This is a genomic window from Bacteroides acidifaciens (assembly GCF_024623065.1).
Taxonomy (GTDB): Bacteria; Bacteroidota; Bacteroidia; order Bacteroidales; family Bacteroidaceae; genus Bacteroides; species Bacteroides acidifaciens.
In genome coordinates, this window is record NZ_JANJZR010000002.1 from 83,694 (window position 1) to 98,779 (window position 15,086).

The following is a 15,086-nucleotide window of genomic DNA, read 5'->3' on the forward strand; positions in this document are numbered from 1 at the left end:
TTACAGTTTATATACAATGTCCTTTACGTATTCCGCCCATTGTACCGGTGTTTTCGATTTGTCGAAAGTCTGCCAGGGTATCGGCTTGCCAAAGGTGACGGTAAAGGTTTTGTGGCGGTTCTTAAACATCTCATCCGCAAGATACAACATGGCGATGTTGAACTTAATGCCCAGTGCCTTGCAGATATTTGCCAGATTGTAGAAGAAATCGGAGTTTCTGCCCCCGAAGTGCACCGGTATCACGTCGCGTTTTGCTTGTATGCTCTTTACTATAAATGTCTTTTTCCATTCCAGGTCGCGAATCACTCCCTCCTGCCGGCGCGAACAGAGCCCGGCGGGGAACATGATAAGCTGGTCGTCGGAGTTGAATCCGGCTTCCACCATCTTAGGGAAATCTTTCGACTGCTTGCCTGTCTTATTAATAGGTATGCAGAGCGGAGCCAATCCGCGCAGGTTCATCAGCAAGTCGTTGACCAGGTATTTCACCTTCCCGTCATAATGACGTCCCAGCACGTAGCCCAGCGCCACACCGTCCTGTCCGCCCAACGGATGATTGGAGACAAAGGTGTACAAACCGTCTTTGGGAAGATTTTCGAGTCCTTTCACCTCTACCTTCGCATCCAGAAAGTCCAGACACGCTTCGAGGAAGTCGACTCCGACCTTATCTTTCGACTCATCCAAAAACACATTAATCTCATCCTGATGAACTATTTTCTTCAGATAAGAAATCACAAACTTAGGGATGTACTTGTATTGCTTCGGCGCTTTGGTCCGAAGAATTTTATCGACATCAATCAAAAATAAAGAGTCATCTGTCATTCTTTTCAAATAAAATGATGCTACAAAATTAGCGGTTCTTTTTTATTATTTGCAATAAATTAGTAGAAAATGCAGGATTTAAGCTCATAAGCCCCCGAAAACAACACCCGAAAACTATCAAATAACACATGAAAACTGTCTGCAGACAGTTTTCAGGTGTTATTTAGCCGGATTCTCCCCGTCCGGTTCTCAAAAATCCCCGTAAACTTGCACCATCGAAATTAACGAACGAATATTCACCATTTAAAAGCAACGTATATGAAAAGTTTAAGCTTCAGAAAAGATTTAGTAGAAGTACAGGATGAACTACTTCGCTTCGCCTACAAACTGACAACCGACCGCGAAGAAGCAAATGATTTGTTGCAGGAAACCTCATTGAAAGCATTGGATAATGAAGATAAATACACGCCCGATACAAACTTCAAAGGCTGGATGTACACTATCATGCGCAATATATTCATCAACAACTACCGCAAGGTGGTTCGCGACCAGACATTTGTCGACCAGACCGACAACTTATACCATCTGAATCTGCCACAAGACGCAAGCGTGGAGAGTACAGACAGGGCGTACGACCTGAAAGAGATGCACCGGGTGGTAAACAACCTTCCGAAAGAGTACCGCATTCCGTTTTCGATGCACATGTCGGGGTTCAAATACCGTGAAATCGCAGATAAACTGGAGCTTCCGTTGGGAACAGTGAAAAGCCGTATCTTCTTCACCCGGCAGAAGTTGCAGGAAGAGTTGAAGGATTTCCGTTGAACCGGTTCTTACCGATAAATAAAAATCTGCTCTCCGTTGCCATTTATATAAAACGGAAGTTCTTCCTTACCTTCGGTCAGGTTTCTGAGCCATAGGAGCGACCCGGGTGGGACTTCCGCTGTTATATAGTGGTATACAGCCTGCTGACTGGTTATTTTCTTCCATTTTCCATTACTCCAGCCATACAATTCATACCGATTGCCCGGCACAATACCGTTGTCGGCTGTTCCAATATCTTTTCTCCATCGCTTACTCTGAATTTCAAGACAAGTTCAAATCCCTTCCGGCTATACAAGCTATCGGGGTTTTCCACAACGAGTCCATAAAGAAGCGAATCGGCAAGATTCGTCAATGAATCCAGCAAAGGATGTTGCTGAGAGTTCCTTACCGAGTAAGGCGAATGATGATAGCGCATATTGGCTATCAGAAACTTTGCAGCCTTCAGTTTCTGAGGTTCGTGCCGATAATGCTGCAATACTGTTTCCAACTCACTTCTGTTTGGACCGGAAATTGCTAAAATGGTTTCCACACGTTTGTCCATTTCGCTTGTACAGCCAATCATCAGTAACCATGCAAGAACAAAGAAAAGAGTCTTATTTTTTGTTTTTAATTTCATAACTATAAAAACATTTTTCAATGAGGGGACTTTCGAGTCCCCCATCAACTTACCTATCATTTTACATGATGCTTCCAATACACAAGAATGTAATTTCGTCTTTTACCCTCCTCCGTAGGAACAAATCGTATCTCTTTTTTCAAACCTAATTCAATTTTACGATAAACAGAAACAGGAATAGTCGCAAATGGATTAGTACACGGAAAACTAAATTCAACTTCTGCTACACTTCCATTATCCGGATTAATATACATCGTAATAAATATGAATGTTTCTCTTACACGGTTTTTCTCTGTATCCGAAAAACAACTATTAACAATAGAAATACATTTGGGCTTTGTCCAACTATCTTTTTCCAATTGATCACTCATGTTTTCTTCAATGGATATGTATTTCCCGGTATACCTATCAATCTGATCTACATATGTAAATTTATTCTCTTTGTTATACAAAGTTACCATACCAAGTTGATCGCTCTGATAGGTGTAACCATTTTCGTAAAACGTCTTAGTTTTATCATAATATCTTGTTTGCGCAGAAGCAAATAATACCATGAATAATTGTATAAATAATATTGTAATAGTCTTCATATGCAATTTTCTGTTATTTTTCTTAAGTTGTTAAAATTAACCATTCTATCTTCATAAGGGGTATATTTATAATTCTCATACCCTGGATATGTTTTAAAACAATTAAGGAGAGTATAATCCCAATATATTTCAAAATTAATAGAATCTCCATAAAAGTTCCCTTTTTTATCAATATAGTATTCCAATTTTTCCGTTGATAACATACGTTTATCTCCTCTAATTTTCCCTTTTATCCAATCGCTTTCATTATATGAAACAGTATCTCTACAATAATAAAGATATTGTGTATAATGTGATTCTATTTCCGAGTTTATTGTCTGATTTCTCCAAATATCAACATCATTTTTTTGTTTGTATTGATACGCGTGCATCATTTCATGCAACAAAGTTCCACTTTCCATATTAGGATTAAAAGTAATAACATTATTTATAGGAGAATATTTAGCACCTTTTTCTTTATCTGAAAAATTAAAGCTAATTTTGTTATTGCTATTAAATATTTTAGATAATTCTTTATACAATCCTTCTCCCATACAATCATTTATTATCTTCTTTAGCATATTTTCCAGTTTCTTCCATTGTTCTTCTGTTAAATCGCCGGAAAAAATTTTTCTTGCGTTAGGAGCAGTCATAGGTTGAGTGCCTCCTTCTGGGGGAATAGGTACATAGCCACCATTACCTCCATTACCGCCGCCGTTACCACCACCTTCACCGGGACCGGGATACCACGGTTCCTATACATAAACAAGTTCGTCGTGACAACGTTCCACCGGCTCCCATTTTCCCACTTTACGACATTCTGTACCGAAGCCTAATCCATATTCCGGGTCTTCATAGGTAAATCCTTTACAATCATTGTATTCCACGTAAACAAATTCCGTGTAACATACTCTCTGCATTTCCCATCCACGAGTCTTTATCTCCTCTTGCATACGCACTCCCTCTTCCGGAAATCAAGATTCCTCAGCCCTGAATCCATGAGACCCGAAACCGGCAAGAGGCTTTTCTTTCACCATCTGCATAGTGACTTTCCAAATCAGCAACCTGCCGTCGGCAGAAGCAGCCTTAAAATGATACAGCCACCCCATGAACAACACAAGCACAACACATCCTGCCATTTTCCACCGCAAAGGAATATCAAAGCGTTTGCAGGCGGAAAATACGACAACGACCATCACGGCTATCCACGCCGAACAGCATCCGGCAACCCACAAGTCTACAACGGTCAGCCGTGAGCCTGCTTCCTTCGCAGGCAGACAAGTTGCTGATATTCCTGCAATACCCGACAAGAATATGCATACAAACAGAAACGATAGATGGATTTTATCAGGAATATCTTTCATAGGATTGAACGGCAGACTCAATATAAGAATGCCGACAGACAAAGAAACTATATTCTTCAACGTCCTCATGTTTTCAAGTATTAGATATTCCTTACGGTCACAAATATAATAAAACATTCATAACAAACCACATACGCCACTCTTTTTTATTTCAAAAAGTATACATCAGCATCGTCCATCCCACTGCCCCGTCCCGCCACCGCGACGAATTAGCCGTTTCTCAGGCAAAATCTATTTTCCCGAAGCCTATTCCCTACCTCCCGCATTGCGAACAAGTATTCGTCTGACTATAGTTAACGTTTCGTCTAACTATAGTCAGACGAATAGTCGACCGCATGAAAACAAACAGTTCCTAGACAGGCAACAACCAAACTCCAGCGATTAAACGAATAAGCCACGGCATCCCGCCTGCAAAGCATCTACGAAGCATCTTCATTTTCAAGCAATAAGCATTTAACAATCTGTTGAAAACTTCTCCGAAAGTTTTCAATGGGAAATGACGGGGAATTGTGGGGAATTTCATACTTTTACAGCCACTTTTTATAATAAGGTAGTGAGATGTTTTTTTAAGAGACAAAGAAGGATGGAAAAAGACAAGATGGAAAAAGACGAACTGATATATCACGTTCCGGTGTTACTCAAAGAAAGCGTCGACGGGATGAATATCCAGCCGGACGGAACGTATGTAGACGTTACATTCGGAGGAGCGGGACATTCGCGCGAGATTCTTTCACGGCTCGGCGAAGGCGGACGCCTCCTGGGATTCGACCAGGACGAGGATGCCGAGCGGAATATTGTCAACGACCCGCATTTCATCTTTGTGCGCAGCAACTTCCGCTACCTGCACAATTTCCTGCGCTATCACGACATCGAACAGGTAGATGCGATTCTCGCCGACCTCGGTGTGTCTTCCCACCACTTTGATGACAGCGAACGCGGCTTCTCTTTCCGTTTCGACGGAGAACTGGATATGCGTATGAACAAGCGTGCAGGAGTTACGGCGGCAGACATCGTAAACACGTACGAAGAAGAGCGTCTCGCAAACATTCTCTACCTGTATGGAGAACTTAAAAACAGCCGCAAACTGGCTTCTGTCATTGTCAAAGCCCGAAACGGACAGCCCATCCGTACTATCGGAGAGTTTCTGGAAATCATCAAACCGCTTTTCGGCCGTGAACGGGAGAAGAAAGAACTTGCAAAGGTATTCCAGGCATTGCGGATTGAAGTGAACCAGGAGATGGAAGCGCTGAAAGAGATGCTGCTCGCGGCAACCGAAGCGTTAAAACCAGGTGGCAGACTGGTAGTTATCACTTATCACTCACTGGAAGACCGCATGGTGAAGAACATCATGAAGACAGGCAACGTGGAGGGCAAGGCAGAGACAGACTTCTTCGGCAACCTGCAAACGCCTTTCCGCCTTGTCAACAATAAGGTGATTGTGCCCGACCAGGCAGAAATAGAAAGAAACCCGCGGTCGAGAAGCGCCAAGTTACGAATTGCAGAAAAGAAATAAGAGAAAATGGAAAAAGAAAAAGAAGAAGCAGTAAACAAGAAGGCAGAAGAGGGCAAGAAGAAAAAACGCACTTCGCTGAAAAGCATCCTGGGTGGAGACATTCTGGCCACCGACTTTTTCCGTCGCCAGACCAAACTACTGGTGCTTATCATGGTGTTCATCATCTTCTACATCCACAACCGCTATGCCAGCCAGCAGCAGCAGATTGAGATAGACCGTTTGAAAAAGGAACTGATAGATATTAAGTATGACGCACTGACACGCAGCTCGGAACTGATGGAGAAGAGCCGCCAGTCGCGCATCGAGGAATATATATCAAGTAAGGAAAGTGATTTGCAGACATCGACCAATCCCCCTTACCTTATTAAATAAGTAGAGAATAGAAAATTGAAAATTGAGAGCAGAGAGTTTTTAAAAGACAAGCACTGTGGCAGTTAACAAAAAAAATATAATGACCCGTTATTTCTTCGTCATCCTCCTGATGGCGTTGACAGGCGTGGCAATTGTCGTGAAGGCAGGCATCACCATGTTTGCCGACCGCCAGTATTGGCAGGACGTGGCCGACCGTTTCGTAAAGGAAAATGTGACGGTGAAACCCAACCGCGGAAACATTATCTCTTCCGACGGCAAACTGATGGCTAGCTCCCTGCCCGAATACAGGATATATATGGACTTTATGTCCGGTGAAAAGGACGAAAAACGCAGAAAGAAAGACCAGGCACGACGGGATTCCATCCTTACCGCCAACATGGATTCAATCTGCATCGGACTTCATAAGATATTCCCGGATAAGAGCGTAGCCCAATTCAAGGCACATCTGAAGAAAGGACGCCAGGCGAAAAGCCGCAATTACCTGATTTATCCGAAACGCATCTCTTATATACAATATAAAGAGGTAAAGAGATTGCCGGTCTTCTGCTTGAACCGCTACAAAGGGGGATTCAAGGAACTGGCTTACAACCAACGGAAGAAGCCTTTCGGTTCGCTGGCGGCGCGTACGCTAGGCGATGTGTATGCCGACACCGCGAAAGGAGCGAGAAACGGTATCGAACTTGCCTTCGATACGATTCTGAAAGGACGGGACGGATTGACCCACCGCCAGAAAGTGATGAACAAATACCTGAACATCGTAGATGTGCCGCCGGTTGACGGTTGCGACCTCATATCTACCATCGACGTAGGCATGCAGGATATTTGCGAGAAAGCACTGGTAGACAAGCTAAAAGAACTGAATGCCAGCGTGGGGGTCGTTGTATTGATGGAGGTGGCTACCGGAGAAGTGAAAGCCATCGTTAATATGATGCAGGGCAAAGACGGTGGGTATTACGAGATGCGCAATAATGCCATCAGCGATATGCTCGAACCGGGGTCAACTTTCAAGACGGCTTCTATTATGGTGGCCCTCGAAGACGGGAAAATCACTCCGGACTATGTAGTGGATACCGGCAACGGGCAAATGCCGATGCACGGCCGTGTGATGAAAGACCACAACTGGCATCGCGGAGGATACGGAAAATTAACGGTTACCGAGATTTTGGAAGTGTCTTCCAATGTCGGTACATCTTATATTATAGACCATTTCTACGGCAGCAACCCGCAGAAGTTCATCGATGGATTGAGACGTATGAGCATCGACCAGCCTCTTCACCTGCAAATTGCGGGAGAAGGCAAGCCGAACATTCGCGGTCCGAAAGAGAGAAGTTATTTCTCCAAAACCGCCCTGCCATGGATGAGTATCGGTTATGAGACGCAAGTCCCGCCGATTAATATTCTTACATTCTATAATGGAATAGCGAATAATGGGGTGACGGTACGTCCGAAATTCGTAAAAGCTGCGGTGAAAGACGGGGAAATAGTGAAAGAGTATCCGACAGAAGTTATTAATCCGAAGATTTGTTCGGACAAGACATTGACACAAATCCGTGAGATTCTACGGAAAGTGGTAGGCGAAGGACTTGCCAAACCCGCGGGTAGCAAGCAATTCCACGTTTCGGGTAAGACCGGAACGGCACAGATTTCACAGGGAGCGGCCGGATACAAGACAGGAAGAACAAACTATCTTGTTAGTTTCTGCGGTTATTTCCCGTCGGAAGCGCCCAAATATAGTATGATTGTTTCCATTCAGAAACCGGGCTTGCCGGCATCAGGTGGTCTGATGGCAGGCAGCGTATTCAGCAAAATCGCCGAAAGGGTGTACGCCAAAGACCTGCGTTTGCCTCTTACCAACGCGATTGACACGAATTCCGTAGTCATTCCCAATGTAAAAGCGGGAGAAATGAGGGAAACACAACGGGTGCTGGAAGAACTGAATATTCAGGTTCAGGGCAAAATAGCCGACACGGGAAAAGAGGTGTGGGGGAATACCCATTCGGCCCCCCAGGCGGTAGTTCTCGAAAGCCGGAGCAATATGCAGAATTTCGTGCCGAGCGTTATAGGCATGGGGGCGAAAGATGCCGTGTACCTGCTGGAGAGTAAAGGATTAAAAGTACATTTGGTTGGGGTCGGCAAGGTGAAAAGCCAGTCGATAGCCAACGGAACGATAGTAAAGAAGGGGCAGACGATTACCCTTTCCATGCATTAAAAGTAAAATCAAGTATTTAAAAAAGAGACTATGTTGCTAAACAAGTTACTGAAAGCAATTCAACCGGTACGGATAACCGGGGATTCAGACATAGAAATCACCGGAATCAACATTGATTCCCGTTTAGTAGAAGCCGGTCAACTATTCATGGCTATACGCGGCACACAAGCCGACGGCCATGCCTATATACCTGCTGCCATCAAAAAAGGAGCTGCTGCCATCCTTTGCGAGGATATGCCGGAAGAGCCTGTGGCAGGGGTTACTTATGTCCAGGTAAAAGACAGCGAAGATGCGACAGGTAAAATCGCCACTACATTCTATGGAGACCCGACTTCCAAGCTCGAACTGGTCGGTGTCACCGGAACAAACGGCAAGACAACTATCGCCACCTTATTATATAATACATTCCGTTACTTCGGATATAAGGTGGGGCTTATCTCTACCGTTTGCAACTATATCGACGATGAAGCTGTCCCGACAGAACATACTACGCCCGACCCCATCACGCTGAACCGCTTGTTGGGACGGATGGCGGATGAAGGATGCAAATATGTGTTCATGGAAGTCAGCTCCCACTCGATTGCACAGAAACGTATCAGCGGACTGAAATTCGCGGGGGGTATCTTCACCAATCTCACCCGTGACCATCTCGATTACCACAAGACAGTAGAGAATTATCTGAAGGCCAAGAAGAAATTCTTCGACGATATGCCGAAGAATGCATTCTCTCTTACCAACCTCGACGACAAGAACGGACTGGTAATGACACAGAACACACATGCCAAAGTATATACTTATTCATTGAGAAGCCTCAGCGATTTTAAAGGTCGGGTGTTGGAATCCCATTTCGAAGGAATGCTGCTTGATTTCAATAACCACGAGCTGGCTGTCCAGTTTATAGGCAAATTCAATGCTTCCAATCTATTGGCAGTGTTCGGGGCTGCCGTCCTGCTTGGCAAGAAAGAAGAAGAGGTGCTTGTCGCTCTCAGTACACTTCATCCGGTGGCGGGACGCTTTGACGCTATCCGTTCGCCAAAAGGCATTACGGCGATTGTGGACTATGCCCACACTCCGGATGCGCTTATCAACGTGTTGAACGCTATCCACGGAGTGCTCGAAGGAAAAGGAAAAGTCATCACCGTGGTAGGTGCAGGCGGCAACCGCGACAAAGGGAAACGCCCCATCATGGCGAAAGAAGCAGCCAAAGCCAGTGACCGAGTTATCATCACTTCCGACAATCCCCGTTTTGAAGAACCGCAGGATATTATCAATGATATGCTGGCAGGACTGGATGCCGAGGATATGAAGAAGACACTAAGCATTGCCGACCGTAAGGAAGCAATCCGCACGGCTTGTATGCTGGCAGAAAAAGGAGACGTAATACTCGTTGCCGGAAAAGGACACGAGAATTACCAGGAGATAAAAGGCGTGAAACATCACTTCGACGACAAGGAAGTACTCAAAGAGGTATTCCAATAACGTCGTCTGCATAGTAAATTGTAAAATCGTAAATTGTAAATCGTAAAATAGTAAATCGTAAAACAGTAAATTTCATCATGCTATATTATCTGTTTGAATGGCTGCAAAAGCTCAATTTTCCCGGAGCGGGAATGTTTGGTTACACCTCATTCCGTGCTTTGATGGCTGTCATCTTCGCATTGCTTATTTCAAGTATATGGGGAGACAGATTTATCAACCTGCTGAAGAAGAAGCAAATAACGGAAACGCAGCGTGACTCGAAGATTGACCCGTTCGGTGTCAACAAGGTAGGTGTGCCGAGCATGGGCGGTGTCATTATTATTATAGCCATTCTCATCCCCTGCCTATTATTGGGCAAGCTGGAAAACATATATATGATATTGATGCTGATAACCACCATATGGCTGGGCTCACTCGGATTTGCCGACGACTATATAAAAATCTTCAAGAAAGACAAGGAAGGATTGCACGGCAAGTTCAAAATCATCGGACAGGTAGGTCTGGGATTAATTGTCGGGCTTACTTTATATCTAAGCCCGGATGTGGTAATCCGCGAAAATATCGAAGTACATACTCCGGGACAGGAAATGGAAGTGATACATGGGACAAACGACTTGAAATCGACCCAGACTACCATTCCTTTCTTCAAGAGCAACAACCTTGACTATGCCGATCTGGTCTCTTTCATGGGTGAGTACACACAGGCAGCCGGATGGATACTGTTCGTCATCATCACCATCTTTGTGGTTACCGCCGTATCCAATGGTGCCAACCTGAACGATGGAATGGACGGAATGGCAGCAGGAAATTCCGCCATCATCGGAGCTACGCTAGGCATATTGGCCTACGTTTCGTCGCATATCGAGTTTGCGAGTTATCTGAACATCATGTATATCCCCGGCTCGGAAGAACTGGTAATCTATATCTGTGCCTTCATCGGTGCACTTATCGGTTTCCTTTGGTATAATGCCTATCCGGCACAAGTATTCATGGGCGACACCGGCAGTCTGACAATAGGCGGCATCATCGCCGTATTCGCCATTATCATCCACAAAGAGCTGTTGATACCGATTCTTTGCGGTGTATTCCTCGTGGAAAACCTGTCGGTCATCCTGCAACGGGCTTACTATAAGGCAGGCAAGCGGAAAGGAGTGAAACAACGGTTGTTCAAACGAACCCCGATTCACGACCACTTCCGCACTTCCATGAACCTGATAGAACCTGGCTGCACAGTCAAGTTCACCAAACCCGACCAACTGTTTCACGAATCAAAAATTACCGTCCGCTTCTGGATTGTAACGATTGTTCTGGCAGCCATAACAATTATAACGCTAAAGATAAGATAGCCGGCAAGGTGCCGGAGCCGGGTTTCCATTCGGAAGCCAAGTTTTTATAGAGAATATTAACCCGATTATTAACTTTTAAAGAATGTGCACAACCAATAAAGCAATTCAGCATATTGAAAACAAGAGCACATTATTGTAGATGAAAAGAATAGTAATTTTAGGAGCTGGCGAAAGCGGCGCAGGTGCAGCCGTACTCGCAAAAGTCAAAGGATTTGAGACATTTGTTTCGGACATGTCCGCTATCAAGGACAAGTACAAGAAACTTCTCGACAGCTACAACATCGCCTGGGAAGAAGGACACCACACCGAAGAACTCATTCTGAATGCCGACGAGGTTATCAAAAGCCCTGGTATCCCGAATGACGCCCCGCTCATCCTGAAACTGAAAGCTCAAGGTACTCCGGTCATATCAGAGATTGAGTTTGCCGGACGCTATACGAACGCCAAGATGATTTGTATCACCGGCTCGAACGGGAAGACAACCACGACTTCCCTGATTTACCATATCTTCAAAAGTGCAGGTCTGAACGTAGGTCTGGCAGGCAACATCGGCAAAAGCCTTGCTCTGCAGGTGGCCGAGGACTACCATGATTATTACATCATCGAACTGAGTTCTTTCCAGTTGGACAATATGTACAACTTCCGTGCGAACATCGCCGTATTGATGAACATCACTCCGGACCACCTCGACCGTTACGACCACTGCATGCAGAATTACATCGACGCAAAATTCCGCATCACCCGGAATCAAACTCCGGACGATGCCTTCATCTTCTGGAACGACGACCCTATCATCAAACGCGAACTGGCGAAACATGGCCTGAAAGCCCATCTGTATCCTTTCGCCGCAGTGAAAGAAGACGGAGCCATCGCCTACGTTGAAGACCACGAAGTGAAAATCACCGAACCGATTGCCTTCAACATGGAGCAGGAAGAACTGGCTCTGACTGGACAACATAACTTATACAACTCCCTGGCAGCCGGCATCTCGGCCAACCTGGCAGGTATCGCCAAAGAGAATATCCGCAAAGCCCTCTCCGACTTCAAGGGAGTGGAGCACCGTCTGGAAAAGGTGGCGCGTGTCCGCGGAATTGACTTTATCAACGACTCGAAAGCCACGAATGTCAACTCCTGCTGGTATGCCCTGCAAAGCATGACCACCAAAACGGTATTGATTCTCGGCGGCAAAGATAAGGGAAACGATTATACGGAAATAGAAGATTTGGTACGCGAGAAGTGTTCGGCACTCGTATACCTGGGGCTGCATAACGAGAAACTTCACGAATTCTTCGACCGCCTCGGCCTGCCCGTAGCAGACGTGCAAACCGGCATGAAAGATGCCGTAGAAGCCGCCTACAAACTGGCTAAGAAAGGAGAAACCGTATTATTAAGCCCCTGCTGCGCTTCCTTCGACCTCTTCAAGAGCTACGAAGACCGTGGCGACCAGTTCAAAGAATGTGTAAGAGAACTTTAAACAACGTTTAGTAAAGTGGATTTATTAAAGAACATATTCAAAGGCGACAAGGTAATCTGGATTATCTTCCTCTGTCTCTGCCTCATCTCGATTGTCGAGGTATTCTCGGCAGCATCGACACTGACTTACAAAAGCGGCGACCACTGGGGACCGATTACGCAGCACTCCATCATCCTGATGGTGGGTGCCGTAGTGGTGGTATTCCTGCACAACGTACCCTACAAATGGTTCCAGGTATTTCCGGTCTTCCTGTATCCTATATCCTTGGTGCTGCTTGCATTCGTCACATTGATGGGTATCATCACAGGCGACCGCGTCAACGGGGCAGCCCGCTGGATGAGCTTTATGGGACTACAGTTCCAGCCCTCGGAACTGGCTAAGATGGCAATCATCATCGCCGTCTCTTTCATCCTGTCCAAACGGCAGGACGAATATGGTGCCAACCCGAATGCCTTTAAATATATCATGATTCTCACCGGACTGGTATTTCTGCTCATTGCGCCGGAAAACCTTTCGACAGCGATGCTACTGTTCGGAGTAGTATGCATGATGATGTTCATCGGACGGGTATCTTCAAAAAAACTGTTCGGCATGTTGGGGATACTGGCACTTGTAGGCGGAGTAGCCGTAGGAATACTGATGGCCATCCCCGCAAAAACACTGCACAACACCCCTGGTCTTCACCGCTTCGAGACCTGGCAGAACCGTGTTTCCGGTTTCTTCAAGAAAGAAGAAGTACCCGCCGCCAAGTTCGATATTGATAAAGATGCGCAGATTGCGCATGCCCGCATCGCCATCGCCACCAGCAACGTGGTCGGCAAGGGACCGGGCAACTCCATACAGCGTGACTTCCTCAGCCAGGCATTCTCCGACTTTATCTTTGCCATTGTCATCGAGGAAATGGGACTAATAGGGGGTGTCTTCGTCGTATTCCTTTACCTATGGCTATTGATGCGCGCCGGAAAAATCGCGCAGAAATGCGACCGGACTTTCCCCGCTTTCCTCGTCATGGGCATTGCCTTGCTACTGGTATCGCAGGCGATACTGAATATGATGGTTGCCGTCGGGCTGTTCCCCGTCACGGGACAACCGTTGCCTTTGGTCAGCAAGGGAGGAACAAGCACATTAATCAACTGCGCCTATATCGGAATGATATTGAGCGTAAGCCGATATACCGCTCATCTGGAAGAACTGAAAGAACATGACGCACAGATTCAGTTGCAGATAACAACAGATGCGGCAGCCTATTCTGAAGCACAAACTGCCGCCGAACCGACTGCCCAGATTCTGAACAACGATGCCAAGTTCGAGGACGAGAATGATTATTTAACAAGAACTGTTGATGAACGATGAGCGCATCGGAAAAGGCGGACAACGGATAGAAAAAAAGGATTGGAATGGAAAAAGAACTTAGAATTATTATCAGTGGTGGAGGTACGGGAGGACACATTTTTCCCGCCGTCTCCATTGCGAACGCTATAATGGAACTGCGTCCCGACGCCAAAATACTTTTTATAGGTGCCGAAGGACGTATGGAAATGCAACGGGTTCCCGATGCAGGCTATCAGATTATCGGTCTGCCGATAGCCGGTTTCGACCGCAAGCATTTATGGAAGAATGTATCGGTAGTAATAAAACTGTTGTGCAGCCAGTGGAAAGCACGCAGCATCATCAAGAACTTCCGCCCGCAGGTGGCGGTAGGCGTAGGCGGCTATGCCAGCGGCCCTACCCTAAAGACTGCCGGAATGATGGGCATCCCGACCCTGATACAGGAACAGAACTCGTATGCCGGAGTAACAAACAAGCTACTGGCACAGAAAGCCCGGAAGATTTGCGTTGCCTATGACGGAATGGAAAAGTTCTTCCCTGCTGATAAGATTATCATGACGGGAAATCCGGTACGGCAGAATCTGACAAAGGCGATGCCGGACAAGGAAGACGCACTGCGTTCCTTCAACCTGCAACCGGACAAGAAAACAATCCTCATCGTAGGCGGCAGCTTGGGAGCACGTACCATCAACAATACATTGACAGCCAGACTATCGGCTATCAAAGCCAACAGCGACGTGCAATTCATCTGGCAAACAGGAAAATACTATTACCCGCAGGTGACCGAAGCCGTGAAAGCGGCAGGAGAACTTCCGAACCTGTATGTAACGGATTTTATCAAGGATATGGCAGCAGCCTATGCCGCCGCCGACCTCGTTATCTCCCGTGCAGGAGCCGGTTCCATCTCTGAGTTCTGCCTTTTGCATAAACCGGTTGTCTTAGTGCCTTCGCCCAATGTGGCAGAAGACCACCAGACCAAGAATGCACTGGCCCTGGTAGACAAGCAGGCAGCTATCTGCGTCAAAGACAGCGAAGCGGAAAGCGCCCTGATGGACATAGCCCTGTCCACCATCAACGACGGACAGAAACTTGAAGAATTAAGCAAGAATATTGCCAAGCTGGCTTTGCCCGACTCTGCGAAAATCATTGCACAGGAGGTAATAAAACTGGCTGTATCAGCAGCCGATTAACCTCTCTGTCATTAGAGACTACCGGTTAACATATTACAAACATA

15 protein-coding genes are annotated in these 15,086 nt (G+C 46.0%); 9 read left to right on the plus strand and 6 right to left on the minus strand.

The features are described 5' to 3' along the window. Positions 1 to 819 carry a lyso-glycine lipid O-acyltransferase GlsA gene (gene glsA / locus NSB03_RS00885; protein WP_024986126.1) on the minus strand — a complete coding sequence of 273 codons (819 nt, stop codon included), beginning with the start codon at positions 817 to 819 and terminating at the stop codon, positions 1 to 3. Between the two features lie 258 nt (positions 820 to 1,077). On the opposite strand from glsA, the gene NSB03_RS00890 reads away from it, so the two are divergent. Then, positions 1,078 to 1,581, plus strand: a complete 504-nt coding sequence (locus NSB03_RS00890; protein ID WP_024986125.1) for an RNA polymerase sigma factor — start codon at positions 1,078 to 1,080, stop codon at positions 1,579 to 1,581. Positions 1,582 to 1,732: 151 nt separating this feature from the next. On the opposite strand, the gene NSB03_RS00895 is transcribed toward NSB03_RS00890, so the two are convergent. The 5 genes from NSB03_RS00895 to NSB03_RS00915 all read right to left on the minus strand — a co-directional run bounded on the left by NSB03_RS00895 (position 1,733) and on the right by NSB03_RS00915 (position 4,190). Next, complete coding sequence (locus tag NSB03_RS00895) at positions 1,733 to 2,197, minus strand: hypothetical protein (protein ID WP_128824198.1); 465 nt, start codon at positions 2,195 to 2,197, stop codon at positions 1,733 to 1,735. 56 nt (positions 2,198 to 2,253) lie between these two features. After that, positions 2,254 to 2,787 (minus strand): DUF5043 domain-containing protein, encoded by a 534-nt coding sequence (locus NSB03_RS00900; protein ID WP_121765470.1) that lies wholly within the window; start codon positions 2,785 to 2,787, stop codon positions 2,254 to 2,256. Beyond that, the gene (locus NSB03_RS00905; protein WP_024986124.1) at positions 2,784 to 3,419 is read right to left on the minus strand and encodes a peptidase M76 family protein; all 636 of its coding nucleotides are present in this window, start codon (positions 3,417 to 3,419) and stop codon (positions 2,784 to 2,786) included. The genes NSB03_RS00900 and NSB03_RS00905 overlap by 4 nt, the downstream gene beginning before the upstream one ends. Positions 3,420 to 3,521: 102 nt before the next feature. Beyond that, a complete protein-coding gene (locus NSB03_RS00910) occupies positions 3,522 to 3,719 on the minus strand; it encodes a hypothetical protein (RefSeq protein WP_024986123.1) in 198 nt (65 codons plus the stop codon). Between the two features lie 21 nt (positions 3,720 to 3,740). Next, the gene (locus NSB03_RS00915; protein ID WP_242357393.1) at positions 3,741 to 4,190 is read right to left on the minus strand and encodes an O-antigen ligase family protein; all 450 of its coding nucleotides are present in this window, start codon (positions 4,188 to 4,190) and stop codon (positions 3,741 to 3,743) included. Between the two features lie 538 nt (positions 4,191 to 4,728). Here NSB03_RS00915 and rsmH point away from each other — a divergent pair. The 8 genes from rsmH to murG all read left to right on the plus strand — a co-directional run bounded on the left by rsmH (position 4,729) and on the right by murG (position 15,042). Next, a complete protein-coding gene (gene rsmH / locus NSB03_RS00920; protein ID WP_024986120.1) occupies positions 4,729 to 5,643 on the plus strand; it encodes a 16S rRNA (cytosine(1402)-N(4))-methyltransferase RsmH in 915 nt (304 codons plus the stop codon). Between the two features lie 6 nt (positions 5,644 to 5,649). Continuing rightward, complete coding sequence (locus NSB03_RS00925; protein WP_024986119.1) at positions 5,650 to 6,015, plus strand: FtsL-like putative cell division protein; 366 nt, start codon at positions 5,650 to 5,652, stop codon at positions 6,013 to 6,015. Between the two features lie 79 nt (positions 6,016 to 6,094). Next, the gene (locus NSB03_RS00930; RefSeq protein ID WP_121765474.1) at positions 6,095 to 8,224 is read left to right on the plus strand and encodes a PASTA domain-containing penicillin-binding protein; all 2,130 of its coding nucleotides are present in this window, start codon (positions 6,095 to 6,097) and stop codon (positions 8,222 to 8,224) included. A gap of 30 nt (positions 8,225 to 8,254) precedes the next feature. Next, the gene (locus NSB03_RS00935) at positions 8,255 to 9,703 is read left to right on the plus strand and encodes a UDP-N-acetylmuramoyl-L-alanyl-D-glutamate--2,6-diaminopimelate ligase (protein ID WP_024986118.1); all 1,449 of its coding nucleotides are present in this window, start codon (positions 8,255 to 8,257) and stop codon (positions 9,701 to 9,703) included. A gap of 77 nt (positions 9,704 to 9,780) precedes the next feature. Continuing rightward, on the plus strand, positions 9,781 to 11,049 hold the full coding sequence (mraY, locus tag NSB03_RS00940; RefSeq protein ID WP_121765476.1) for a phospho-N-acetylmuramoyl-pentapeptide-transferase: 1,269 nt from the start codon (positions 9,781 to 9,783) through the stop codon (positions 11,047 to 11,049). Between the two features lie 139 nt (positions 11,050 to 11,188). Next, on the plus strand, positions 11,189 to 12,523 hold the full coding sequence (gene murD, locus NSB03_RS00945; RefSeq protein ID WP_024986117.1) for a UDP-N-acetylmuramoyl-L-alanine--D-glutamate ligase: 1,335 nt from the start codon (positions 11,189 to 11,191) through the stop codon (positions 12,521 to 12,523). Positions 12,524 to 12,538: 15 nt separating this feature from the next. Next, complete coding sequence (locus NSB03_RS00950) at positions 12,539 to 13,876, plus strand: FtsW/RodA/SpoVE family cell cycle protein (RefSeq protein WP_257466147.1); 1,338 nt, start codon at positions 12,539 to 12,541, stop codon at positions 13,874 to 13,876. A 44-nt stretch (positions 13,877 to 13,920) separates the two neighbouring features. Next, positions 13,921 to 15,042 carry an undecaprenyldiphospho-muramoylpentapeptide beta-N-acetylglucosaminyltransferase gene (gene murG / locus NSB03_RS00955; protein ID WP_257466148.1) on the plus strand — a complete coding sequence of 374 codons (1,122 nt, stop codon included), beginning with the start codon at positions 13,921 to 13,923 and terminating at the stop codon, positions 15,040 to 15,042. Positions 15,043 to 15,086: the final 44 nt, after the last annotated feature.